Below are 20,960 nucleotides of genomic sequence, written 5' to 3' on the forward strand. Positions count from 1 at the left end.
GAACCTGGCTCCACCACTTACGCGACAGACTTCCCGCGGAGGACACCAGCGCAAATGGCCATCGCACAGGGGCGGAGCAGGGACAGCGGCCGCGAGCGCGTCGGACGCGCCGCCTATGAGCTGTTCAGCCGGGAGGGCACGGCGACCGTCGGGGTGGACGCGATTATCGCGCGGGCCGGAACCGCGAAGATGACGCTCTACCGCAATTTCCCGTCGAAGATGGACCTCATCATCGATTTCCTCCAACGCCGCGAACGGATCTGGACCGAGTGGCTGCAGGCCGAGAGCCAGCGCCGCGGAGCCACACCGGAGCAGCAGCTGCTCGCCATTTTCGACGTGTTCGGCGAATGGTTCGCCCGGCCCGACTTCGAGGGATGTTCGTTCCTCACGACGATGATCGAGACCAATGCCAAGGACGGCCCGGTCTACCAGGCGAGCGTGCAACACCTGGCCAACATCCGGCACTACCTCAAGGGTCTCGCCGCGGCCGCCGGAATCGAGAACACGGATTCCTTCGCCCGCCAGTGGCACATCCTCATGAAGGGCTCGATCATGGCCGCGCAGGAGGGAGACACCGCCGCCGCGGGCCGCGCCCGCGAGGTCGGCGTCCTGCTGTTGCGCGCCCACGATCTCACGGCCGACTGACATCCACGGGCCGCGGGCGGGCCGAGCCGACCGGCACCCTCACCGGTCGGCTCGACGTGCACCGGCAGGGTTATCGGCGTGGCTACCCGCGCAGCCGCGCCATCTGCCGGATCTGCGCGGTGCGTGACTCGACGATCCGTGCGGCCAGGTCCGTCGCCTCCTGGTACTTTCCGGCACGCACCTGCATGCGGGCCAGCTCGACCGCGCCGTGCTGGTGAGCGGTCAGCAGGTTCAGGAACATGCGGTCGAAGTCCGGCCCGGCCGGGATCCGGCGCAGCGCGGCGATGACCTTCGGATCGGTCGCGGGCATGCCGCCGTGGCCGGCGTGCGCGCGCGGGTCCGGGTCGGCCGCGAGCGGCTGGTTCCAGGCACGCAGCCACTCCCTCATGTCCGCGAGCTCGTCGTTCTGGGTGGCCTCGACCGCTGCCGCGAGGTCCCGGACGCCGCCGGCGCTCGCCCGCGCGGCCGCGATGCCGGCGAGCTCGATGCCCTGCTCGTGATGCGGGATCAGCATCTGCAGGAACATCACGTCGGTGTCGTTGAACGTGCCGGCGAGCGGCGGCGCGGTCTCGACGGTGCCGGTGGTCCCGCCGAGCGTGCCGCCGCACCCGGCGAGCAGCAGTAGGCCCGTGAGTACGGCGGCGAGACGTCGCAACGGGTCGATCCCGATCGCCGGCCGGCCCGCCGGGGCACGCGCGAGCCGGCCGGGTGGGCCTACGCGGCCCGCCACAACGCCGGCGTGCTCGACGGCTCCCAGCCGGGCAGCGCGGTGTGGCTCTGCAGGCAGCGGTAGGTCGTGCCGCCCCAGGTGACCGTGGCGCCGGCCTGGTAGGCCGTGCCGGCCGCCCACGTGCCACCGGCCGGCGGGTCGTCCGGCGGGTCGTCGGCCGGCGGGTCGGACGGGCTGCCGCCACCGATCTGGAGGTCGACGCACGCGTAGAACGCGTTGGCCGTGTCCGCGATGTTCCAGATCGCGAGCAGCTTCTGCCGTCCGGAGTGGTTGCCCAGGTCCACCGTGTGCGACACCGTCGGTGGCGGCTGCTGACCACCGCCGTCGAACTCGGCGACCCGCGTGTTGCCGATGTAGTACTCGTAGTTCGAGGTGGCGTGCCGTGCGGTGAACGTCCAGGTGAACGTGACCGTGCCGCCGACCGGCGTGGCGTGCCAGCCTTTGGCGTCGTCGTCGAGCTCGGCGAACCGCGCGTTGCCGCCGCTGCAGCTGCGCAACCCCTTCGGCCCCTCGACGCTCTGCGGCTCGTACTTGATGTCGCCGCACGGCAGCGTTCCTTGCGCGCACTGCGCCTGCCGGCTCGGTGGCGACGAGATGTAGCCGTGTGCGCTGGCGATGCCGGCCGGCAGTACCACGAGGAACAGTGGGGCGAGGCCGGCGGCGGCCCCGAGGACGGCCAGTCTCCGTTTCAGGCTCATGTCATCTCCTGGTTCGCAGGGACGTACTCCGGAGATGTGGTCCAGACCACATCTATGGTCTAGACCATATTTGTGCCGTAGTCAAGGAGTCGCGCGCGGTGATGAGGAGTGGGCGTGATTGCATCGGGTACCCCTGGGGGACGCGACAAGCAGAGGAGGCTTCATCCCATGATCGGCTTCATCGTGGCCGGACTGGTCATCGGCGCGCTCGCGCGGCTCATCAAACCCGGCAAGCAGCGGCTCGGGATCATCGCGACGCTGTTACTCGGGCTCGTCGGCTCGGTCATCGGCGGCACGATCGCGAACCTGCTCGGCACGGGCGACATCATGGAGCTCAACGTGCTCGGCTTCATCGTCGCCGTGATCGCCTCGGTGCTCCTGATCGGTGTCGCCGAGGGCATCGCCGGCCGCCGGCACCGCGCCGTCCACTGAGGACCTCCACACAGGACTGCGCCCGGCCACCGGAAAAACGGTGGCCGGGCGCCTCTCCTCCCCTCGGTGGTCTTTGCGTCAGCGCAGCGGGATGCGCACGACCGAGCCGTTGTCCGGGCAGGTGCCGCAGTTGGACACGTACGCCGACCGGCCGCGGATCGCGAGGCCCCCCGGGGTGTTGAGCCCCGTGCTCGCCACGATCCGGTGCGAACCGTGGCGCCCCGCCTCGAGCAGTGCGCCGGTCGGGTCACCGGAGAGCAGGCCGTGGTGCGCGATCTCGAGCACGTACAGCCTGCGGTCCGGTCCGAACGCGATGTCGATGACGTTGGTGAAGCCGCCCGCGTACACCGTCGGCGCCCTGCCCGGCACGACGCGGTACACGCGCGCCGAACCCACCTGGAACGGGAAGCCGGTCAGCGTTCCGACGTAGTACCCCCCGTCCGGGCCGCGCACCACAGACGTCGGCACGGCCTGCATCGGGATCTTCGTTCCCGGCGGCAGGCCGAGGAACGGCGGCGCGTCGACGAGCTGGTCGGGGAACGTGGCCACGGTCGACATCCGGCCCGACTGCGACACGCGCACGAGCGAGTTGCCGCCCGCGTCGGCCACGAGCTGGCCGCGGTGCGTGGTCAGGACCGACTGCGGGTTGCTGTCCGGCAGTCCGCCGTCCGGGTTGGCGGTCGCCTCGAAGCCGGCGACGTCGGCGACCTGGCGGACGCCGTGCCTCTTGTCGCGCAGCAGCCAGCCGCTGGCCCGCTGACCGACCGGGGGCAGGCCGGCCCGCAGCGCGGGATCGGCACCGAGCCCGACGGTGAAGTACAGGTTGTGGCCGCGGAACGCCACGTCCGACGGGCCGATCGCGTTCGTCCCGGTGCCCTCGTCGCCGATCGACGGCAGGCCCCTGACGACCCGCCACGCCCGGCCGTGGCTGATCTTGCTGATCGCGCCGCTGGTGCCGAAGCAGACGCGGCCGCCCTCCGGCCCGTCGAAGCACGGCGCCGTGCCGCCGCTTCCGGCCTCGGCCACGTAGAGTGATCCGTCCGGTCCGAATGCGAGACCGCGCGGGCTGTCCAATCCACGCGCGACAGTCGTCATTCCGGAATGCGCCGAGGCGATTCCCGGAGTGACCAGAATGGAGCACACCGTGCCTGCCGCGACGAGCGCCGCGGCGAGCCGAGACCTGGTGGCACGCATAGGCATACCTTTCTCCGAATAGGACCCCTGTGTTGAGCGGGCTCCACGGAGGAGCTGCTCAGAGATTCGAATACGGCCGGTGTGTCGTTACGGGACGGTTCACAATTCATCTATTCGCCAAATGCAACACCATTCGGCGAATTTCCCCATTACGGCGGGTAGTCAGCGCACGGAGACTCAGCGTCGCTCGAGCAGGCCACGCACGTATGCCGCCTGCCCGGCGTGCTGGAGGTCGTCGGAGACGACGCTGACCAACCGCACGCCCAGCGTGACCGGCGGATCCCAGTTGCGGTCCACGATCCGCGGCAGGTCGTCGTCGGTCAGGTTGCCGACGTAGGCGACCGTCCGCTCGTACGTGGCGTCGTGGTACCCGACGAGGAGGTCGCCCTCGACCCGTACCGCGGCCACGTCGCCCGGCCGGTCGCCGTACCCGGTCGCGCCCGGCCCGAACGGCAGGCCGAAGCGCTTGGCCCAGCCGGCGGAGGTCCAGACCTGGTCCGTGCCGGCGACCCCGCCGACGTGGTCGTCCTGGACGCGGGTCAGGTGCCACACCAGCCATGCGATGGAGTTGGCCTCCCGGTCCGGCCGGTAGGCGAGCTCGTCGGCCGAAAGCCCCGTGACGGCCTGGTAGACCTCGTCCCGGATCCGGTCGAAGGCATCGATGAGCAGCTCTGCACTAGTCACGCCGACGACGCTAGTCCCGCCCACCGACAGAAGCGGACGGCTCAACCCGGGAAGCGGCCGACCCACGCCGCCTGCCACGGCGTCTCGACCGCGCGCTCGTGGTAGTTCACCCGAACCCAGCCGACCGCCTCACCGCGGGGAACGCCGGCGAGGATCGCGAGGCACGCGACGACCGTGCCGGTCCGGCCGACCCCGCCGCCGCACGCGACCTCGACTCGTTCGCCCGCGCGCGCCCGCTCGTACAGGGCGCGAATGTGGCCGACGGCGCGGTCGTCGCGGCGGGGCAGCCGGAAGTCCGGCCACTCGACCCACCGGTGCGGCCAGCCGAGGGACGCGTCGTGGCGCGCCCACAGCCGGCGGGTGCCGCAGTAGAGGCCGAAGTCGGGCTCCGGCCCGGACGGGGCCGGGTCACGCAGGCCCCGCCCCCGGACCCAGGTCCCGTCGGGCAGGCGGATCGCGCCGGGCAGCGGATCGTGGTGCATGCCGACATGATGGCCGAGCCGGCGCGGGTGCGGGCAGAATGCAGCGGTGATCGAGACCATCGACGAGGCCGGCATCGCCGTGCTGCGGCTGAACCACGGCCCGGTCAACGCCCTCGACCTCGAGCTGCTGGCCGCGCTGCCCGGCGCGCTCGCGGACGTCGCCGGCGCACCCGCGGTCGTGCTGACCGGGGCCGGACGCTGCTTCTCCGCGGGCGTGGACCTCAAGCGCATCGTGGACGGTGGACCCGCCTACGTGGCGGAGTTCCTGCCCGCCCTCAGCACGGCGGCGCTCGCCCTGTTCGACCACCCGCGCCCGACGGTCGCCGCGGTCAACGGGCACGCGCTCGCGGGTGGCTGCGTGCTCGCCGCGGCCTGCGACGTGCGTCTGATGTCCGCCGGCACGATCGGGCTCACCGAGCTCGCCGCCGGCGTGCCGTTTCCGACCGTGCCGCTGGAGATCATGCGGCACGCGGCCGGCCCGGTCGCCGACCGCCTGGTGTTGACCGCGGACACCGTGGACCCCGCGGCCGCCCACGCCGCCGGCCTCGTCGGCGCGGTCGTGGCTCCCGAGGAGCTGCTGGGCGAGGCGGTTCGCCGCGCCGGCCGGCTCGCGGCCACCCCCGCCGACGTGTACGCGCTGAGCAAGGAGCAGCTCCACCGCCCCACCCGGCAGCGCATCGACGCCGGCCGCCCGCTCGACGACCCCCGAGTGCTGGAGCTCTGGAGCTCCCCCGCCACGCACGCCGTCCTGCGCGAGTTCCTCGCCTCGCTCGCCCGCCGCTGACTCCCTCAGGGCACCGGAAAAGCAGGCGCCCGCAGCCGGTGCGACCTGGTAGAACGGCGGGCATGACCGTCCGAGAGGCCACGCCGGACGAGCTGGACGAGCTCCGTGCGCTGCTCACCACCGCGTACGGCCTGTACGCCGCCGCGGTGCCGGTGACCGCGCTGTTCGAGCGCTACCTCGCCGACCTGACCGACGTCGGCAGCGCCGCCGGCCGGGCCACCAGGCTGGTCGCCGTGAACGCTGCCGTGAACGCTGCCGCGCACGCCGGCCCGGCCGTCGGCGCGACCGGCGGTCCGACCAACGGCGCCATCGCCGGCACGGCGCGGCTGTACCCGGCCGGCGCGGTCGAGGAGGTGCCGTTCCTGCCAACCGCACCCAAGGGGAACGGGACGCAACCCAACCACCGGTACGTCCCAAACGGGACGACACCAACCCCGGGTGACCACAAGGGTTGATTCCGGGGAGGCGGATCCGCGCCTGCACACGATGGCGTTCATGCCGGACGCCATCCGCCTCTACGAGCGGCTCGGCTACCGGCGCGTGCCCGAGATGGACATCGACGTGGCCGCGTACCACGGAGTCGGCGGCGAGATGCTCGCGCTGGCCTACCGGCTTGACCTCACGTCCTGAGTGGACTCGCCCGGAACGCCGAAATGGCGGCCGTGCTCACCTCACCTTTTGATTTCCTTCCGACGACATTCCACGAATCACATGTCGAGTCGGCCGATCAACTCATGACACGACCGGCACTGGTGGGATACCGTGCGACCAACAAACCACTAGGTTTGCACGCATCACCATCCAAACCAGGAGCACAATCATGGCGCAGAAGGTACTTGTCCAGCTCATTGATGACCTGGACGGCTCGGCTTCGGACGACGTCACGACTGTCCAGTTCGGGCTGGACGGCGTGACATATGAGATCGATCTGTCAGAAACCAACGCAGATCAACTTCGAAACATGCTGGCCGACTACGTCGCCGCGGCTCGCCGGACCGGTGGCCGGGTCCGCCGTGGCGCGCGCCCGGGCCAGCGCGCCGGCGCGGCCAACCACGACGCCGGCGCCATTAGGGAATGGGCGCAGGCGAACGGCGTCGAACTCGCCGCGCGTGGCCGCATTCCGTCGCACGTGGCCGAGGCGTACCGCCGGGCTCAGGCCGAGGAGAAGGCCCGTTCCACCACGAACGGCTCGACCAGGCGCCGGTCGCGGGCGAAGAAGAGTTGAAATTCGCCGGTCCCCACCGGAAATGCCACGCCGTTCGCATACCGGCGGCGGTCGGCCGGTGACCAGGCGTGGCGGCAGGGAAATCCGCCCGCGCCCGCCACCGAACGCACCGGAATGCCCTTACTCGCGCGGATCGGGCCGGCCCAACACGAACCGAGGCGGCGCGCCGTAGTCGAACCGAACGCACGCCGGCCGCTTCCACGCGCGCCGGAAATCCGTGTCGGAGTACGCGAACGGCTCCGAGTCGAGGTCCGCTCGCCATGCCGCGAACAACGCCATGAGCTGGGCAGATCTCCCGTCCGCTCGCCAATCCACGGCCTCCACGAGCGATACGTCGCGGAACCGGACTCCGTTGTTACCCACGAGTCGACCGGCGATCACCGATCGGCCATTCGGACGCTTTGTCGACCCACCCGTCGCATCTCGGGAGCACGGCGGTTAGAAAGGGGCGACCCGGGCGACCGCATGGGAGGAATGCATGGCCAAGGGAAAGGGCGCCGGCACGGTCCTCCTGGCCGGCGTGCTCGCCCTCGCCGTGGCGTCGGCCGGTGAGGACAGTGGTCCGGCGCCGGACTCCGGCTCGAGCCAGGCCGTGGCGAACACCTTCGCCGCCCGCATCGCCGCGAGCCAGGAGGCGGCACGCCGGGGCGACATCGCCGCGGCGGCCCAGCAGCTGGGCATGACCGCGGGCCCGCGCGCGCGGCGGCACAACGTCAACTGCGCGGCGTTCGCCACCGGCCAGGTGCGCCAGTACCTGTTACGCACGCCGTGCCGCTCGATGGACCGGCTGTTGTTCACGATCCGCGACGCGCGCGGCGGGACCATCGCGGTCGCCGTGGCGTGGGTCGACTTCCGCACCGGCGCCGAGGCCCGGGAGTTCCGGCGGATCGACGACGCGCCGGGCACCGGCCGGATCAAACCGCTGCCCGGCTCGGTGGCCGGCATCCCCAACGTCGCGCTCTCCGGCCGTCATCACCGCTCCCGCCAGGTCGGCACGACCGCGGTGTCCGCCGACGCCGAGCCGGTGGTGTCCGGCCAGCAGACCGACACGCTCCTCGACGGGGTCGCCGGCGTGGCCGTGCTGCTCCCCCACCTGTACGGGCAGGCCGGGAAGTGAGGCCTTGTGCTAACCAACGCGACCTCAGGGGACCGTGACGGCACCCAGCCACAATCAACCCGAAATCCACACCGTTCGCTGGGACGCAACCAACACTTTTGATTCCGGGGAGGCGGACTAGTGTCGCCCCGCCCGCCACCCTGTACGACTGCACCTGTGGGATCGGCACACAGGCGCTTCCCCTCGCCGCCAAGGGATTCCGGGTTAACGGCTCCGATCTCAGCGCGGCCGCGGTCGAACGGGCCCGGGCCGAGGCACGCGAGCGCGGCGTCGACGTCCGGCTCGACGTGGCCGACGTCCGCGCGCTCCCGTCGCGGCGGTTCGACGCCGTCCTCGCGTGCCACAACTCGCTGCCGCACCTGCTCACCGACGCCGACCTGGCCGCCGCCGTGCGGTCGGTGCGCGGCTGCCTCGATCCCGGCGGCCTGTTCCTCGCGAGCATCCGGGACTACGACGCGATCCTGCGGGACGGGACGTCCGGGGTCATGCCGGTGGTGCACGGAACCGGCGCGCGGCGGCGGATCGTCGGGCAGGCGCGGGAGTGGGCGCCGGACCGGCGGACGGTCGAGATCAACGTCTTCATCCTGCGGCCGAAGGGGGACGGGTGGACCACGGCGGTCCGCTCGACGACCTACCGGACGCTGCGGCGCGACGAACTGACCACCGTGCTCACGGCCGGTGGGTTCGATGAGGTCCGGTGGCTCATGCCCGCGGAGTCGGGCTACTACCAGCCGGTGGTACTGGCGCGCGCCGAGTGAGCACGGCGTGCGGGACGGGGGCCGGCGACCTCCCCGCCGACCCCCTGATCACCGGCGCTGCCCGGGCCGCACAGTCCTCGACCCGGCGCGCCGGCCGGGCTCAGCGTCCTCGCAACCGTTCCTTGGCGTCACGCAGCGCGGCGGCCGCCTTGTCCCGCAGGCCGTGGCCGGTCACCTTGGCCTCACCGGTGAGCTTGTCGCGCTTGCCGGCGTTCTCGAGGTCCTCGTCGCCGGTCTTGTGGCCCATCCGCTCCTTGGCCTCGCCGACCAGTCGCTCCGCCCTGGCCTTGGCCTTGTCGAACATGTTCATCGCGGATCTCCTCTCCCTCGGGCACGGGCTGCCCGCCGAGGGGACCGGTGAAACCTCCGGCCGAGGTAGCATCGTGGCGTGGTGACGAGGAGCGAACCGGGGGTGCGCCTGCGCCTCGCGCTGGCCGTGCTGCTGCCCGCGCTCCTCGCGCTGCTGCCCGCGGCCTCGGCCGGCCCGCTGGGCGCGCTGACCGCTGGTCTCGCGGTCGCCGTGGTGACGGCCGTGGTGCTCGTCCACCTCGTGCCGGCCGTCGCGCCCGACCAGGTCCACACGGTCCGCCTCCGCGAGTACGCCTGGCAGGCCGCGTTCCTGCGGCTACGCGACCCGGACGCGCCGGGCCGCACCCGACCGCGAGCACCGACAGCACGCAGCACGGCTGCGTGACCTCCGCCGGCCCTGCGCCGGCTTTTCCCGGCATGCAGCCGTTTCCGTATGTCCCCGGTGACTTCCCGACATCTCGGAGTGCTGCATGTTCGACTTCCTGCTCTACCCCGTCTCGGCCATCCTCTGGTTCTGGCACACGGTCTTCGCCGTCCCGCTCGGACCCGCGAGCGGACTCGCCTGGTCGCTCGCGGTCGTGTTCCTCACCTTCACCGTCCGCGTGCTGCTGATCCGCCCCGCGCTCAGCCAGGTGCGCTCGGCTCGCCGCACCCGCGAGCTCGCCCCACAGCTGGACAAGCTGCGCAAGCGTCACAAGGGCGACCGGCAGCGGCTCGCCCAGGAGATGCAGAAGCTGTACGCGGACAACGGGATCAGCCCGCTCGGCGGCTGCCTGCCCACGTTGCTCCAGATCCCGGTCTTCCTCAGCCTCTACTGGGTGCTGCGCGACTTCACCCCCGGCGCGACGTCGAACCACGTGTTCGACCGGGCCGGGGTGGAGTCGTTCCGCAACGCCGACGTCTTCGGTGCCAAGCTCGGCAACTGGATCAGCCAGCCGGCCGCCGACCTGGCCGCGTTCGGCACCGACCACGCGCACATGCTCGCGGTCGGCCTGCCGCTGATGCTCGCCGCCGGGGTGGCCACGTTCTTCACGATGCGGGCGTCGCTGCGCCGAGCCGAGACCACCAGCCCGCAGGTCGCCGCGGTGACCCGGGTGATGATGTACCTCGCTCCGGTCGGCGTGCTGGTGTCCGGCGCGTTCTTCCCGATGCCGATCGCGGTGCTGCTGTACTTCCTCGCGAGCAACGTGTGGACATTCGGCCAGCAGCACGTGCTCACCGGCGTGGTCGAACGCGAGGCGGCCCGGTGAGGTGTCGACGCGGGACGTGATCGGCAAGGCCATGCAGCGACCTTGCTGAACGGCCTGGAAGGACGCCTTCCAGACACCCAGTGTCCGGAAGGCGTCCTTCCAGGCCCCGGTCGTGATCAGCGGGGCTGGCGGTACAGCGCGCGGTGCAGGGAGCGGATCAGCGTGCCGTAGCCCGCGCCCAGGCGGCCGTCGCGGGCCAGCGCCGCGCGGGCCGCGTTGGCGCCCGCCGCACCGTGCACCCCGCCGCCCGGATGGGCCGACGCGCCGGCCAGGTACAGCCGGTCCACCGGGGTGTCCGCACGCCCGAGGCCCGGCACCGGACGGAACACCAGCTGCTGGTGGATGGCCGCCGTGCCCGCGTTGATCGCGCCCTCGACGAGGCTCGGGTTGTGCTCCTCGAGGTCGGCCGGCCCGGCGATCGCCCGGCCCACGATCCGGTCCCGGAAGCCTGGCGCCGCGTCCTCGACCACCTGCTCGATCCGCTCCGCGCGCCGCCGCAGCCGGCCCTGCGACCACTGCTGGCCGCGCGGCACGTGCGTGTAGGCCCACACCGACTCGGTGCCGGCCGGCGAGCGGGACGGGTCGGCCGTCGTCATCTGCCCCAGCAACAGGAACGGGGTGCGGGGCACCCGGCCGCACGTCAGATCGGTGGCGAGGCCGGACATCCCGTCGAGGTCGGCGCCGAGGTGGACGGTGCCGGCCCGGCCGACCTCCGCCGCCCTCCACGGGATCGGCCCGGACAGTGCCCAGTCGACCTTGACCGTGCCGTCGTCCCAGTGGAAGTGCGCGAGGTCGGCGAGCAGCCGGGCCGGCAGGTGGCGCTCGTCGACGAGGTCCCGGTACAGCACCGGCGCGGGCACGTCGGCGAGCACGGCACGGCGCGCCCGGACCGGCTCCCCCGTGCCGTCCCGGACGCCGACCGCCCGGTCGCCGGCCACCAGTACCTCGGTCACCGGGCGGCCGCAGTCCACCCGGCCACCCCGGTCGGCGAGCCGGCGCACCAGCGCGTCGGTGATCGCGCTCGCCCCGCCCTCGGGCACCGGGAACCCGACGTCCTGGCCGAGCATCGTGAGCAGCCAGCCGAACACCCCGCTGCCGGCCTGGTCCGGGCCGAGGTCGGTGTGCAGCGCGTTGCCCGCGAACAGCGCCCGCGCCCCGTCGCCGGCGAACCGCTCGGTACCGAAGGTGCGCACCGGCAGCGTCAGCATCCGCGCCAGCCGCAGGAACTCCGCTGCGCCGAGCTCACGCACCAGCCGCGCGCCCGCCCGCACCGGCGGGAACGGCCGCAGCACCGCGTCGAGCACGTCGTCGCGGATTCGTTGCCAGAACGCGAACTCCGCGCGCCACGCGTCGGCGTCCTCCGGGGCGAAGGAGGCCACCGACTTCGCGGTGGCCTCCAGGTCACGGGAGATCGTCGCGTGCCGGCCGTCGGCGAACACGTGCGCGAGGACCGCGGGCGCGTGCCGCCACCGCAGCCCGTAGCCGTCCAGGCCCAGCTCGCGAATGACCGGCGACGCGACCGCGAGCGGGTAGAAGGCGCTGCACACGTCGCTGCGGTAGCCCGGCGCGGCGAGTTCCGCCGTGCGGACCGAGCCGCCGGGTGCGCCGGTCGCCTCCAGCACCAGGACCCGCCAGCCCTCGTCGGCGAGCAGGTTCGCCGCGACCAGGCCGTTCGGCCCGGCACCGACCACGACGGCGTCGGCATCCTCGGTCGTCACCCCGTGCGGGTACCCATGGTGGTGGCGTCGCATGCCGCATTATGGGCAGGTGCGCGGTGGACTGTGGCGGTGGCTGATCGGACGTCTCCGCGCCATGAGCCCCACCGGCCCGTACCGCCCGCCGGCCCCGGCCGAGCGCGAACGGGGTGCGCGCGGACTGCGCGCGGTGCTGCGTGGCGAGCACGCGCCGGCACTGACCGAGTTGGGGTTCGCGGTCCGCACCGGGCTCGATGGCCGGCCGTACACGCTGGTCGAGGGAGAGTCGGGCACCGAGCGGACCTGGGGCGCGGTCGTGCTCGACGGGTCCGGGTCGGTGCGTCGGGTGATCGCGGTGCCGCATCCGATCGCCGACCGGCTGACGGCGTGGCTCGGGCTGGAGCTGTTCCGCGCCGCGCCGGGCTCGGCCCTGCTGCTGGCCGGCACGCACCGCAGGGCGGGCGGCGGAGCCGCCGACGTCGCGCACCGCACCGACTCGATGTTCCACGTGTTCTCCGGAGTGCTGGCCGAGCACGCACCGGTCGAGGTGCAGCCGCACGGGTACGCGGCCGCGACCCTGCCCGGCTACGACGCGGTGGTCTCCCCCGGCGCGGCCGCGCTCACCGCCGCGCATGCCGCACTGCGGGATACCTTGCTGGACAAGGGCTTCCGCGTCCGTCCGGAGTGGACAGGACACCTCGACGGGGCCACCAACGTCCAGAGCCTCGCCGCCACCGAGCGCGGTACCTCGTTCCTGCACCTCGAGCTGGCCCCGGCGCCGCGGGCGGACCCGTCGGCACGGGCGGTGATCGTCGACGCCGTCGCGCGCACGTGGCTGGCATGACGAACCCCGCGCCGGCGTAGGGCAGGATCGCTTCCGTGGAACGGAACTGGGCCGGCAACCTGACCTACTCGGGCCGCGTCGTGGTGCCGGCGAGCGTCGCGGAGGTGCAGGAGGTCGTCGCCGGTGCCGACCGGGTACGGGCGCTCGGTTCACGGCACTCCTTCAACGACATCGCCGACACGGGCGGCGCGCTGGTGTCGCTGGAGGCACTGCCGCCGGACCTCGAGCTGACCGGCGACACCGTGACCGTCTCGGCCGCCACCCGCTACGGCGTGCTCGCCGAGGCCCTCCAGGACCGGGGACTCGCACTGGCGAACCTCGCGTCGCTGCCGCACATCTCGGTCGCCGGCGCGATCGCCACCGCCACCCACGGGTCCGGTTCCCGCAACGGGAACCTCGCGGCCGCGGTGGCCGCGCTCGACCTCGTCGGCGCGGACGGCGAGCTGCGCCGGGTCCGCCGCGGCGAGGAGGGCTTCGCCGGCAGCGTGGTCGCGCTCGGCACGCTCGGCGTGGTCACCAGCGTCACGCTCGACGTGCGGCCGTCGTTCGACTTGCGCCAGCACGTCTACCTGGACGTGCCCTGGCGGCCGGTGCTCGAGGACCTCGACGAGATCATGGCGAGCGGGTACAGCGTCAGCCTGTTCACCGACTGGACCGGCGAGCGCGTCGGGCAGGTGTGGGTCAAGTCCGCCGGCACCCCCGCGCCCACCGACCTCTTCGGCGCCCCACCGGCGGCGGTCCAGGTGCACATGCTCGACGGCGAGCCGGCCGACGCGGTCACCGAACAGCTCGGCGTGGCGGGGCCCTGGCTGGACCGGCTGCCGCACTTCCGCCTGGGGCACAAGCCGAGCCACGGCGCGGAGTTGCAGAGCGAGTACCTCGTGCCGCGGGACCGGGCGGTCGAGGCGATCGGCCTGCTGCGTGCCGGGCGCGAGCGGATCGCGCCGCTGCTGCACGTCTCCGAGGTCCGGACCGTGGCGGGCGACGACCTGTGGCTGTCCGGCGCGTTCGGCCGCGACACGGTCGCGCTGCACTTCACCTGGCGGCTCGACCCGGCCGGGGTCGCCGCGCTGCTGCCGGACCTGGAGTCGCTGCTGCTGCCGCTGGGCGCGCGACCACACTGGGGCAAGTGCTTCGCCGCCACCGCGAGGGAACTGGCCCGGCTCTATCCCAAGTGGACGGAATTCGCGGAGCTGCGGCACGCGGCCGACCCGCTCGGCAAGTTCGGCAACGCCTACACCGCGCACGTGCTCGGCTGAGTGCGAACAAGGGATGACCACCGCCCAGCCCCTGCTACCAGGCGGTGGCCATCCCTACCGGGGTCGTGCCGTTCAGGCCGCCCCGCGCCGTGCGCTGGGCGGTGTGACGTGCACGATCGAGGTCGTCGCGACCAGGTGCACCGCCTGCCGGAGGGAGCGGTGCGAGGTCCGGATGCCGACCCAGACGTCACCGGTGACCGGGTCGGACTCGAGCGGCCCGACGACCTCGCCGATACGGAACCGCTCCCCGTCCTCGTCCCGGAGCAGGAACGTCACGAGCGAGCCACGGGACGGTCCGGTGAGCTCCGATGGGGTCTTGTCTGGCTCGGCCATGACGCACGGATGCCCACCGAGCGCCCAGGGTATGCACGATCGAGCGATTTTCTCCGAGCCCCTGAGGAGAACCACCTCCAGGTAGCCGCGGCGCGCGCGAATGCCCGCGAAAACATCGGGTAGTCCCCCTTCGGAGGCACAAGCACGGGGGACGAGCGACCGGGAGGGTGGCGCATGAGCTCCGGCACGCACGACGGCCACGGCCGGGTCCACGCGGCCATGCATCACCACGGTCCGGCGTCGCCACAACTCGCCACGCGGCTGCGGCGCCAGCTCACCGAGTGGGCCCGCGACGAGGGCCTCCCCGCGGACACGACCTACGACATCGGCCTGGCGTGCTACGAGGCGATGGCCAACACGGTCACGCACGCCTACCCGAGCGGCACGATCGGGCCACTCGAACTGCACGCCCGGCTGGACTCCGGCTCGGTGGAGGTGACCGTCGCGGACCGCGGCCGCTGGCAGGAGGGCGCGGTCGGGTCCGGCGGCGGGCACGGGCTCACGCTGATCCGGAGGCTGACCGCGCACAGCGAGGTCCAGCGCGGCGAGTACGGCACGACGGTACGGATGAGCTGGCCGAGGAAAACCGCCTAGTGTCCCGTGTTCGAGACACCGGCCGGCATGTGATGTGCTGTCGACATGGATCTGCGCATCATGATCGAACCCCAGGAGGGCGCCGGCTACGAGACCCAGCTGCGAGTCGCGAAGGCGGCCGAGGAGCTGGGCTTCAGCGGGTTCTTCCGGTCCGACCACTACCTGCACATGAGCGGCGACGGCGGGCCAGGGCCGACGGACGCGTGGGTGACGCTCGGCGGCCTGGCGCGCGAGACCAGCACGATCCGGCTGGGCACGATGGTGACCGCGGGGACGTTCCGGCTCCCGGGCCCGCTCGCGATCCAGGTGGCCCAGGTCGATCAGATGTCCGGCGGGCGCGTCGAGTTCGGGCTGGGCGCCGGCTGGTTCGCCGCCGAGCACGCCGCGTACGGCATCCCGTTCCCGTCCGACCGGCACGCGCGGCTCGCCGAGCAGCTGGAGATCATCACCGGCCTGTGGTCGACGCCGGTGGGTGCGCGGTTCTCCCACGAGGGCCGCTACTACACGCTGACGGACTCCCCCGCCCTCCCCAAGCCGGTCCAGTCGCCGCTACCGGTGATCGTCGGCGGTATGGGTCCTCAGAGGACACCAGTGCTGGCTGCCAAGTACGCCAACGAGTTCAACATTCCGTTTCGGTCCATTCAGGACTGTAGTGCGCAGTACGGCCGGGTGCGGGAGGCGCTCGAGCGGCACGGCCGGGACGCCGCCGGAATGGTGTTCTCCCACGCGGTGACGACCGTGGTGGGCAAGGACGACGCGGAGGTGGCGCGCCGGGCGGCCGCGATCGGCCGCGAGGTGGCCGAGCTGCGGCACGGCAGCGCGACCGGCACCCCGGCCGAGGTCGTCGACACGCTGGGCCGCTACGCCGAGGCCGGCGCGACCCGTTCGTACCTCCAGATCCTGGATCTCGACGACCTGGACCACCTGGAGCTCATCGCCACCGCGGTTGCCCCGCAGCTGGCCTGACCGCGGGTACGCCAACGGACCCACCGCCGCTCTCGGTGGGTCTGTGTGCGTGCCCGGCTCAGGTGGCGATGTCGATCTTTACCGGGCCCTCGGTCTGCCGGAGCTCGAACTGTTCGATCTCGAGGATCGGGATGTCGACGGTGCCGCGCGCCTTCGTGCTCGGCTGGTCGACGCCCATCTCCCACCGCATCACCAGCTGACGGTCCCCGCCGCTGGTCACGGCGTACAGCTTGCCCTCCGCCGGCCCCGGTACGGCGAAGAGTTGCAGGTCGACCGTGGTGGCGCTCGAGTCACCGTCCAGCGTGAGGAACGCGGTGGCACTCGTCGCCCGGTCGGTCCCCTGCAGGGTGCGTGCGCCGGCCACGGCGGTCGACTGCTCCGACTGGGCCGACTGCTTCTCGCCCGAGCCCTGATCCACCGACTTGGTGACGGTGGGGGCGGCCTGGGGCGTCGTGTTGCGGTCCCCGCCGGTGGACTGCCACACCGCGATCGGCAGGCTGACGACCAGCACCCCGGCCGCCGCGGCGGCGAGCCACAGGTTGCGGCGCCGACCCCGGCGGGTCGCGGCGATCTCGGCGAGCGCGCCGTCGAGCGCCTGGGCGCTCGGCGCCGGCGTGATCTCCGGCTTGATCTGTTCGAGTAGTCGTGGCAGGTCGGCGAGTTCGCGGTACTCCGCGCGGCATCGCGCGCAGTTCGCGAAATGCTTCGCGAATGCCGCCTGCTCGGGTGGATCAAGGATGCCGAGCACGTATGCGCCCACGTCGATGTGATCGGGTGTGGGCATTACGTTCCCTCCCCGTCCCGCAGCGCACGTCGCAAGGCGCGAAGCGCGTAGAACACCCTTGACTTCACGGTACCTGGTGGGACCCCGAGGACGTTCGCCGCCTCGTTTACGGTCCGGTCTCGAAGATATGTCTCCTCCAGCGCCTCCCGATGTTCGGCCCGCAGGCCCCGCAACGCATCGGCGACAACCATCGCCGAAAGCGCCTGCTCGGACCGGTCAGGAACCGGCACGAGCGCCAGCGGCGCGACGTCCACCTCGCGTGGACGCGCGCTCAGACTCCTCCGCCCGTCGATCACGATGCGGCGCGCGACGGTGTACAGCCACGCGCGCAGCATTCCTGGCTCGCGGTCGAGTCGATCTGCATTCCGCCAGGCACGGACCAGGGTCTCCTGGACCACGTCCTCGGCCCACTGGCGATCGTTACCGGTCAGTCGCAACACGTGACCGAACAGTGGCCCACCGAAGTCGCGGTGGATCATCCTGACCAGCGCCTCGTCCTTGTCCAAGAAACCATCCCCGGATCGGTCCAAGACGCTTCCCGCACCGGCGGCGCTCCGTCTGGAGCTCGTACGCCGGCTCATGGGGTCACATCTTGAACCCGACAGTCGCGTTCGTCAAAAGTGACCTAGATCACACTCGAGAGTCGGCCGTGATTGAACCGTGATTCCGACCTCTCCGTATCTGCTGGTGACCGCACGTGCTGGTGTGCTCAGGAATCTCCTTGCCCAGAAAGGAAACCACATGCGAATCGCGGCCCTGCTGGTGCTACACACCCCGGTCGCCGCCGCGACCACCGGGTGTGGGCACGTACCGGCAGTAGCCGCACAACCACCACATACAGCAGGCCAACTGACGCCGGCGGCGACACATCCCACGCCGCCGGCGTCCGGCATGCGGGCGCCGCGCGACCTCAAGGCGCGGCTTCTGCACCCAGTCGGGGACAACAAGCTCGGTGCGAGCCGGGGCTCCGGCCTGGCGGCCACAGTCGCCGCCGGCCGACAGGCTCCACCGGCAACCGAACGTCAGTCCGCGATTTCGGCGGTGGCTCCACTACCGCCAGCCACGTCGATACCAACTCCGAGCACTCGGGTGCGGGAGACGGTGGCGACCAGCGTGCCATCCGGCGACAACGGACTGTTGCGCCTGCACCGCTCGAACTGAGCGAGCAATTAGCTAGCCAACGACAGCGAGGATCTCATGTCACGACACCAGATACCGCGTCATACGCGGCGTCGGCTGACTATCGCGGCGATCGCCGCGACGGCGCTCATCGGGACCACGGTGACGGTCGGCATCATGGGCATCGCCTCCGCGGGCGAGGACGGCCAGTCCGCCGGCGACGTCACCGCCGCCGAGTGTTTGCAGGAGCAGCCTCCAGCCGAAGAGGAACAGGGCGAAGAGGACCAGGGTCAGGACCAAGGCGAAGACCAGGGCCAGGACCAGGGCGAAGAGAACCAGGGCGAAGACCAGGGTCAGGACCAAGGCGAGAACCAGGGCGAAGAGGACCAGGGTCAGGACCAAGGCGAAGACCAGGGCCAGGACCAGGGCGAAGAGGACCAGGGTCAGGACCAAGGCCAGGACCAGGGCGAAGAGGACCAGGGTCAGGACCAAGGCGAAGACCAGGGCCAGGACCAGGGTGAAGAGGACCAGGGTCAGGACCAGGGCGAGGACCAGGGCGCTGAGGAGCCGGCGGAGCAGACCTACGGCAACACCGCACCGCAGGCCGCGCACCCGGACAACCCGGCCGGTGACGACCAGGGCGACGACCAAGGTGACGACCAGGGCGACGACCAAGGTGACGACCAGGGCGACGACCAGGGCGACGACCAGGGCGACGACCAGGGCGACGACCAGGGCGACGACCAGGGCGACGACCAGGGCGACGACCAAGGTGACGACCAAGGTGACGACCAAGGTGACGACCAGGGCGAGAACCTGGAGTGCATCGGGCCGTTCGCCGAGGACTTCGTCGACATCAACAACGTCGAGCCGGTCGACAACAACGAGGCCGAGCCCGGTGAGAACGCCTCGACCGGCTCGTTCACGGTCGACTGTGGCACCAACGAGGAAAACCACAACAACCCGGACAACCTGAACGCCGCGCCGGGTGTGCGCAACGCCGCCGAGCACACGCACGACTACGTGGGCAACACCGCCACCGACGCCTTCTCCGACAACGAGGTTCTGGCGGGCGCCGACACCACGTGCGTCAACGGCGACCTGTCGACCTACTACTGGCCGGTCATCCGCCTCCGCGAGAATGACCCGGCTCAGGACCAGGCCGACCCGGAGAACCCGCACAACCTCGGCACCATCCTGCACCCGTCCTCGGCCGAGATCACCTTCGAGGGCAACGCGCAGAACGAGGTCGTGGAGATGCCGGACTTCCTCCAGGTCTCCACCGGTGACTCGAAGGGAGCCGTGGAACGAAAGGACTCCGGGAACGCCAGGGCACAGTGGACGTGCTCGGGCTTCGAGGACCAGATCTCCGGGACGCAGTACCCGCTGTGCCCCGAGGGCAGCCAGACGATCCGCATCCTGGAGTTCCCGGGCTGCTGGGACGGCGAGAACATCGACAGTGCCGAGAACACGCACATCGAGTTCGCTGACGAGGAGACCGGTGAGTGCCCCGAGGGCTTCCAGGCGGTGCCGCAGCTGAACTACAAGCTGTCGTTCGACATCCCGCCGGGTCAGCTGTTCGCCCTGGACGCGTTCCCGGGCGAGCTGCACAGCCCGATCACCGACCATGGTGACTTCATCAACGTCATGGACGAAGAGCTGATGCAGGAGGTCGTCGACACCATCAACAGCGGACAGCAGGGCAGTAGCTGATTCTGCTGGTCACTCCCGATGCCGGCGGCGAGCTTCTCGTCGCCGGCATCGGGCCACCCGCCCGCACGACCGTGGACCTGATGTCGTCCACACGAAGACTCCGCCCGGTCTGACCGGCAGATCCAGATTTTCGAGAAGAAGATCGAGGAAACGATGCCGATCCATGTGCTACCGCGCCGCATCGAGCGGCATCCCGCGGTCACCGGTGTTGCCCCGGTGGCGAGCGTCGGGACCGCGGTCGCCACCGGCATCTCGCGCGTCCCCGACGCGACACCCATCCCGTGCCCGCCCGAGGCACCGCCGGCTTCCGGCACCGAGACTCTCCCCGCCCTCCGAGACCCCCGACGGGTCTCTCCCCCGACAGACGTCCCCGCCCACCCGGAGTCCGCGCTCCCCGCGGAGTCGAGTCAGCCCCGCAGACCAGTCCCCGGCCCGCGTCCAGTGAGCACATCACCACCGGACGCGTGCACCGAGGCCGTAGCGAGATAAGTGGGAGGAGGAACGAGCGTGCTGCTCCAGCTGGCGACCCAAGCCCCCGACGCCGACGTCGATGCCGGTGTCCGCGGGCTCGCCACGGTGTCGGGTTGGTTGGCGTACGCGATGATGTGCCTCTCGCTCACCTGGGGCGTGCTGGTCTCGGCGGGGTGGGCCAACCGGCTCGCGGGTCGCCAGGCGTTGCGCAGCGGGCACATCATGCTGTCCGGGCTGACGCTGGCGTTCGCGTTCAGCCACATCATCTCGTTCCTGTTCCTCCGGGCCGAGCTCTACTCGGTCGTCGAGGTTTTCGTGCCGTTCAACGGAGGCGTCCAGCTCCGGCACACCATGGGCATCCTCGCGTTCGAGGGGATGCTGGCCGTCTCGATCGTCGTCGGGCTCCGGCACCGCCTGAGCTTCCGGCAGTGGGTCGGCATCCACCGGCTGGGCTACCTCGCCTTCGGCCTCGGCGTGGTGCACACGTTCGTCGGCGCCTACAACAACGGCACGCTGTCCGTACTGTGGCTGCTGGGAATCACGTTCCTGGTGCCCACGGTGACCGTCGCCGTGCTGCGGATCATGCCCGCGAGGGCCATGACCAGCACCGGCCTGTTCGACGAAGCGCCATGATGGCCGCGCCCAAGCGCCAGAAGGCGCGCAACCAGCTCAGCGTGAACAACGACCACTGCCGTCGTTACGGGTTCTGCGTCGCGGAGGCGCCGTCGTTGTTCCAGCTCTCGGAGAACGGCGGGCTGCGCTACCGGCGCCACGTCGAGCCCGAGCAGCTCGAGGAGGCGCGGGCCGCGGTCCGTATGTGCCCCACGCTGGCCATCGAGCTCGCGGAGGGGAAGTAGCCGTGAGCGGGAGTGACG

The 20,960-nt window shown here is 71.5% G+C and carries 29 protein-coding genes; 17 read left to right on the top strand and 12 right to left on the bottom strand.

Annotated features, from left to right (window positions below):
* Window positions 1-54 precede the first annotated feature (54 nt).
* Window positions 55-645 carry a TetR/AcrR family transcriptional regulator gene (locus ACRDTB_RS16060; protein WP_431431099.1) on the top strand — a complete coding sequence of 197 codons (591 nt, stop codon included), beginning with the start codon at window positions 55-57 and terminating at the stop codon, window positions 643-645.
* A gap of 82 nt (window positions 646-727) precedes the next feature.
* Here the strand turns inward: ACRDTB_RS16060 and ACRDTB_RS16065 are convergent, their stop codons facing one another.
* Complete coding sequence (locus tag ACRDTB_RS16065) at window positions 728-1,375, bottom strand: DUF305 domain-containing protein (protein ID WP_431431100.1); 648 nt, start codon at window positions 1,373-1,375, stop codon at window positions 728-730.
* Window positions 1,360-2,073, bottom strand: a complete 714-nt coding sequence (locus ACRDTB_RS16070) for a lytic polysaccharide monooxygenase (RefSeq protein WP_431431102.1) — start codon at window positions 2,071-2,073, stop codon at window positions 1,360-1,362. Before ACRDTB_RS16070 ends, ACRDTB_RS16065 begins: the two co-directional genes overlap by 16 nt.
* A 168-nt stretch (window positions 2,074-2,241) precedes the next feature.
* Between ACRDTB_RS16070 and ACRDTB_RS16075 the strand changes: the two genes are divergently transcribed.
* Window positions 2,242-2,505, top strand: a complete 264-nt coding sequence (locus ACRDTB_RS16075; RefSeq protein ID WP_431431103.1) for a GlsB/YeaQ/YmgE family stress response membrane protein — start codon at window positions 2,242-2,244, stop codon at window positions 2,503-2,505.
* 78 nt (window positions 2,506-2,583) lie between these two features.
* Here the strand turns inward: ACRDTB_RS16075 and ACRDTB_RS16080 are convergent, their stop codons facing one another.
* The 3 genes from ACRDTB_RS16080 to ACRDTB_RS16090 form a co-directional block, all read right to left on the bottom strand.
* Window positions 2,584-3,705, bottom strand: a complete 1,122-nt coding sequence (locus ACRDTB_RS16080; protein WP_431431104.1) for a ScyD/ScyE family protein — start codon at window positions 3,703-3,705, stop codon at window positions 2,584-2,586.
* 171 nt (window positions 3,706-3,876) lie between these two features.
* Entirely contained in the window at window positions 3,877-4,383 is a 507-nt protein-coding gene (locus ACRDTB_RS16085) for a mycothiol transferase (RefSeq protein WP_431431105.1), read from the bottom strand.
* A gap of 41 nt (window positions 4,384-4,424) precedes the next feature.
* A complete protein-coding gene (locus tag ACRDTB_RS16090; RefSeq protein WP_431431106.1) occupies window positions 4,425-4,865 on the bottom strand; it encodes a protein-tyrosine phosphatase family protein in 441 nt (146 codons plus the stop codon).
* A gap of 46 nt (window positions 4,866-4,911) precedes the next feature.
* Between ACRDTB_RS16090 and ACRDTB_RS16095 the strand changes: the two genes are divergently transcribed.
* From ACRDTB_RS16095 to ACRDTB_RS16110, 4 genes are all read left to right on the top strand, one after another.
* Window positions 4,912-5,649: an enoyl-CoA hydratase/isomerase family protein gene (locus tag ACRDTB_RS16095; protein ID WP_431431107.1), complete on the top strand. Its 738-nt coding sequence runs from the start codon at window positions 4,912-4,914 to the stop codon at window positions 5,647-5,649.
* Window positions 5,650-5,711: 62 nt separating this feature from the next.
* On the top strand, window positions 5,712-6,104 hold the full coding sequence (locus ACRDTB_RS16100; protein WP_431431108.1) for a hypothetical protein: 393 nt from the start codon (window positions 5,712-5,714) through the stop codon (window positions 6,102-6,104).
* On the top strand, window positions 6,088-6,279 hold the full coding sequence (locus ACRDTB_RS16105) for a hypothetical protein (protein WP_431431109.1): 192 nt from the start codon (window positions 6,088-6,090) through the stop codon (window positions 6,277-6,279). The genes ACRDTB_RS16100 and ACRDTB_RS16105 overlap by 17 nt, the downstream gene beginning before the upstream one ends.
* Before the next feature lie 190 nt (window positions 6,280-6,469).
* Window positions 6,470-6,874, top strand: coding sequence for a histone-like nucleoid-structuring protein Lsr2 (locus ACRDTB_RS16110; protein WP_431431110.1), 405 nt, complete (start codon window positions 6,470-6,472; stop codon window positions 6,872-6,874).
* A 120-nt stretch (window positions 6,875-6,994) separates the two neighbouring features.
* Here ACRDTB_RS16110 and ACRDTB_RS16115 read toward each other — a convergent pair whose 3' ends face one another.
* On the bottom strand, window positions 6,995-7,189 hold the full coding sequence (locus ACRDTB_RS16115) for a hypothetical protein (RefSeq protein ID WP_431431111.1): 195 nt from the start codon (window positions 7,187-7,189) through the stop codon (window positions 6,995-6,997).
* Window positions 7,190-7,352: 163 nt separating this feature from the next.
* Here ACRDTB_RS16115 and ACRDTB_RS16120 point away from each other — a divergent pair, with 163 nt between their 5' ends.
* Both ACRDTB_RS16120 and ACRDTB_RS16125 read left to right on the top strand, forming a co-directional pair.
* Window positions 7,353-7,991: a hypothetical protein gene (locus tag ACRDTB_RS16120; protein WP_431431112.1), complete on the top strand. Its 639-nt coding sequence runs from the start codon at window positions 7,353-7,355 to the stop codon at window positions 7,989-7,991.
* Window positions 7,992-8,089: 98 nt separating this feature from the next.
* Window positions 8,090-8,749 (top strand): class I SAM-dependent methyltransferase, encoded by a 660-nt coding sequence (locus ACRDTB_RS16125; RefSeq protein WP_431431113.1) that lies wholly within the window; start codon window positions 8,090-8,092, stop codon window positions 8,747-8,749.
* 100 nt (window positions 8,750-8,849) lie between these two features.
* Here ACRDTB_RS16125 and ACRDTB_RS16130 read toward each other — a convergent pair whose 3' ends face one another.
* Entirely contained in the window at window positions 8,850-9,059 is a 210-nt protein-coding gene (locus tag ACRDTB_RS16130) for a CsbD family protein (RefSeq protein ID WP_431431114.1), read from the bottom strand.
* 78 nt (window positions 9,060-9,137) lie between these two features.
* Here ACRDTB_RS16130 and ACRDTB_RS16135 point away from each other — a divergent pair, with 78 nt between their 5' ends.
* Window positions 9,138-9,443: a DUF6412 domain-containing protein gene (locus ACRDTB_RS16135; RefSeq protein WP_431431115.1), complete on the top strand. Its 306-nt coding sequence runs from the start codon at window positions 9,138-9,140 to the stop codon at window positions 9,441-9,443.
* Between the two features lie 85 nt (window positions 9,444-9,528).
* On the top strand, window positions 9,529-10,308 hold the full coding sequence (gene yidC, locus ACRDTB_RS16140; protein WP_431431116.1) for a membrane protein insertase YidC: 780 nt from the start codon (window positions 9,529-9,531) through the stop codon (window positions 10,306-10,308).
* A 116-nt stretch (window positions 10,309-10,424) separates the two neighbouring features.
* Here yidC and ACRDTB_RS16145 read toward each other — a convergent pair whose 3' ends face one another.
* Window positions 10,425-12,059, bottom strand: a complete 1,635-nt coding sequence (locus ACRDTB_RS16145; protein WP_431431118.1) for a phytoene desaturase family protein — start codon at window positions 12,057-12,059, stop codon at window positions 10,425-10,427.
* A gap of 16 nt (window positions 12,060-12,075) precedes the next feature.
* On the opposite strand from ACRDTB_RS16145, the gene ACRDTB_RS16150 reads away from it, so the two are divergent.
* Together ACRDTB_RS16150 and ACRDTB_RS16155 are read left to right on the top strand one after the other, a co-directional pair.
* Entirely contained in the window at window positions 12,076-12,846 is a 771-nt protein-coding gene (locus ACRDTB_RS16150) for a hypothetical protein (protein ID WP_431431119.1), read from the top strand.
* A 35-nt stretch (window positions 12,847-12,881) separates the two neighbouring features.
* The gene (locus tag ACRDTB_RS16155; protein WP_431431121.1) at window positions 12,882-14,105 is read left to right on the top strand and encodes a D-arabinono-1,4-lactone oxidase; all 1,224 of its coding nucleotides are present in this window, start codon (window positions 12,882-12,884) and stop codon (window positions 14,103-14,105) included.
* A gap of 72 nt (window positions 14,106-14,177) precedes the next feature.
* Here the strand turns inward: ACRDTB_RS16155 and ACRDTB_RS16160 are convergent, their stop codons facing one another.
* A complete protein-coding gene (locus ACRDTB_RS16160) occupies window positions 14,178-14,438 on the bottom strand; it encodes a hypothetical protein (protein ID WP_431431122.1) in 261 nt (86 codons plus the stop codon).
* 174 nt (window positions 14,439-14,612) lie between these two features.
* On the opposite strand from ACRDTB_RS16160, the gene ACRDTB_RS16165 reads away from it, so the two are divergent.
* Both ACRDTB_RS16165 and ACRDTB_RS16170 read left to right on the top strand, forming a co-directional pair.
* Window positions 14,613-15,032, top strand: a complete 420-nt coding sequence (locus tag ACRDTB_RS16165; protein ID WP_431431123.1) for an ATP-binding protein — start codon at window positions 14,613-14,615, stop codon at window positions 15,030-15,032.
* A 45-nt stretch (window positions 15,033-15,077) separates the two neighbouring features.
* On the top strand, window positions 15,078-15,998 hold the full coding sequence (locus tag ACRDTB_RS16170; protein ID WP_431431124.1) for an LLM class F420-dependent oxidoreductase: 921 nt from the start codon (window positions 15,078-15,080) through the stop codon (window positions 15,996-15,998).
* 58 nt (window positions 15,999-16,056) lie between these two features.
* On the opposite strand, the gene ACRDTB_RS16175 is transcribed toward ACRDTB_RS16170, so the two are convergent.
* The 3 genes from ACRDTB_RS16175 to ACRDTB_RS16185 all read right to left on the bottom strand — a co-directional run bounded on the left by ACRDTB_RS16175 (window position 16,057) and on the right by ACRDTB_RS16185 (window position 18,918).
* Window positions 16,057-16,782 (bottom strand): zf-HC2 domain-containing protein, encoded by a 726-nt coding sequence (locus ACRDTB_RS16175; protein ID WP_431431125.1) that lies wholly within the window; start codon window positions 16,780-16,782, stop codon window positions 16,057-16,059.
* On the bottom strand, window positions 16,782-17,363 hold the full coding sequence (locus ACRDTB_RS16180; RefSeq protein ID WP_431431127.1) for a sigma-70 family RNA polymerase sigma factor: 582 nt from the start codon (window positions 17,361-17,363) through the stop codon (window positions 16,782-16,784). Before ACRDTB_RS16180 ends, ACRDTB_RS16175 begins: the two co-directional genes overlap by 1 nt.
* Before the next feature lie 619 nt (window positions 17,364-17,982).
* Entirely contained in the window at window positions 17,983-18,918 is a 936-nt protein-coding gene (locus ACRDTB_RS16185) for a hypothetical protein (RefSeq protein WP_431431128.1), read from the bottom strand.
* On the opposite strand from ACRDTB_RS16185, the gene ACRDTB_RS16190 reads away from it, so the two are divergent.
* From ACRDTB_RS16190 to ACRDTB_RS16200, 3 genes are all read left to right on the top strand, one after another.
* Window positions 18,892-19,614 (top strand): DUF1996 domain-containing protein, encoded by a 723-nt coding sequence (locus ACRDTB_RS16190; RefSeq protein WP_431431129.1) that lies wholly within the window; start codon window positions 18,892-18,894, stop codon window positions 19,612-19,614. The genes ACRDTB_RS16185 and ACRDTB_RS16190 overlap by 27 nt on opposite strands.
* A 507-nt stretch (window positions 19,615-20,121) precedes the next feature.
* Window positions 20,122-20,718: a ferric reductase-like transmembrane domain-containing protein gene (locus ACRDTB_RS16195; RefSeq protein WP_431431130.1), complete on the top strand. Its 597-nt coding sequence runs from the start codon at window positions 20,122-20,124 to the stop codon at window positions 20,716-20,718.
* A complete protein-coding gene (locus ACRDTB_RS16200; RefSeq protein WP_431431131.1) occupies window positions 20,715-20,942 on the top strand; it encodes a ferredoxin in 228 nt (75 codons plus the stop codon). The genes ACRDTB_RS16195 and ACRDTB_RS16200 overlap by 4 nt, the downstream gene beginning before the upstream one ends.
* The last annotated feature ends 18 nt before the right edge of the window (window positions 20,943-20,960 follow it).

It is taken from the genome of Actinophytocola sp., from assembly GCF_050699935.1.
Taxonomy (GTDB): Bacteria; Actinomycetota; Actinomycetes; order Mycobacteriales; family Pseudonocardiaceae; genus Actinophytocola.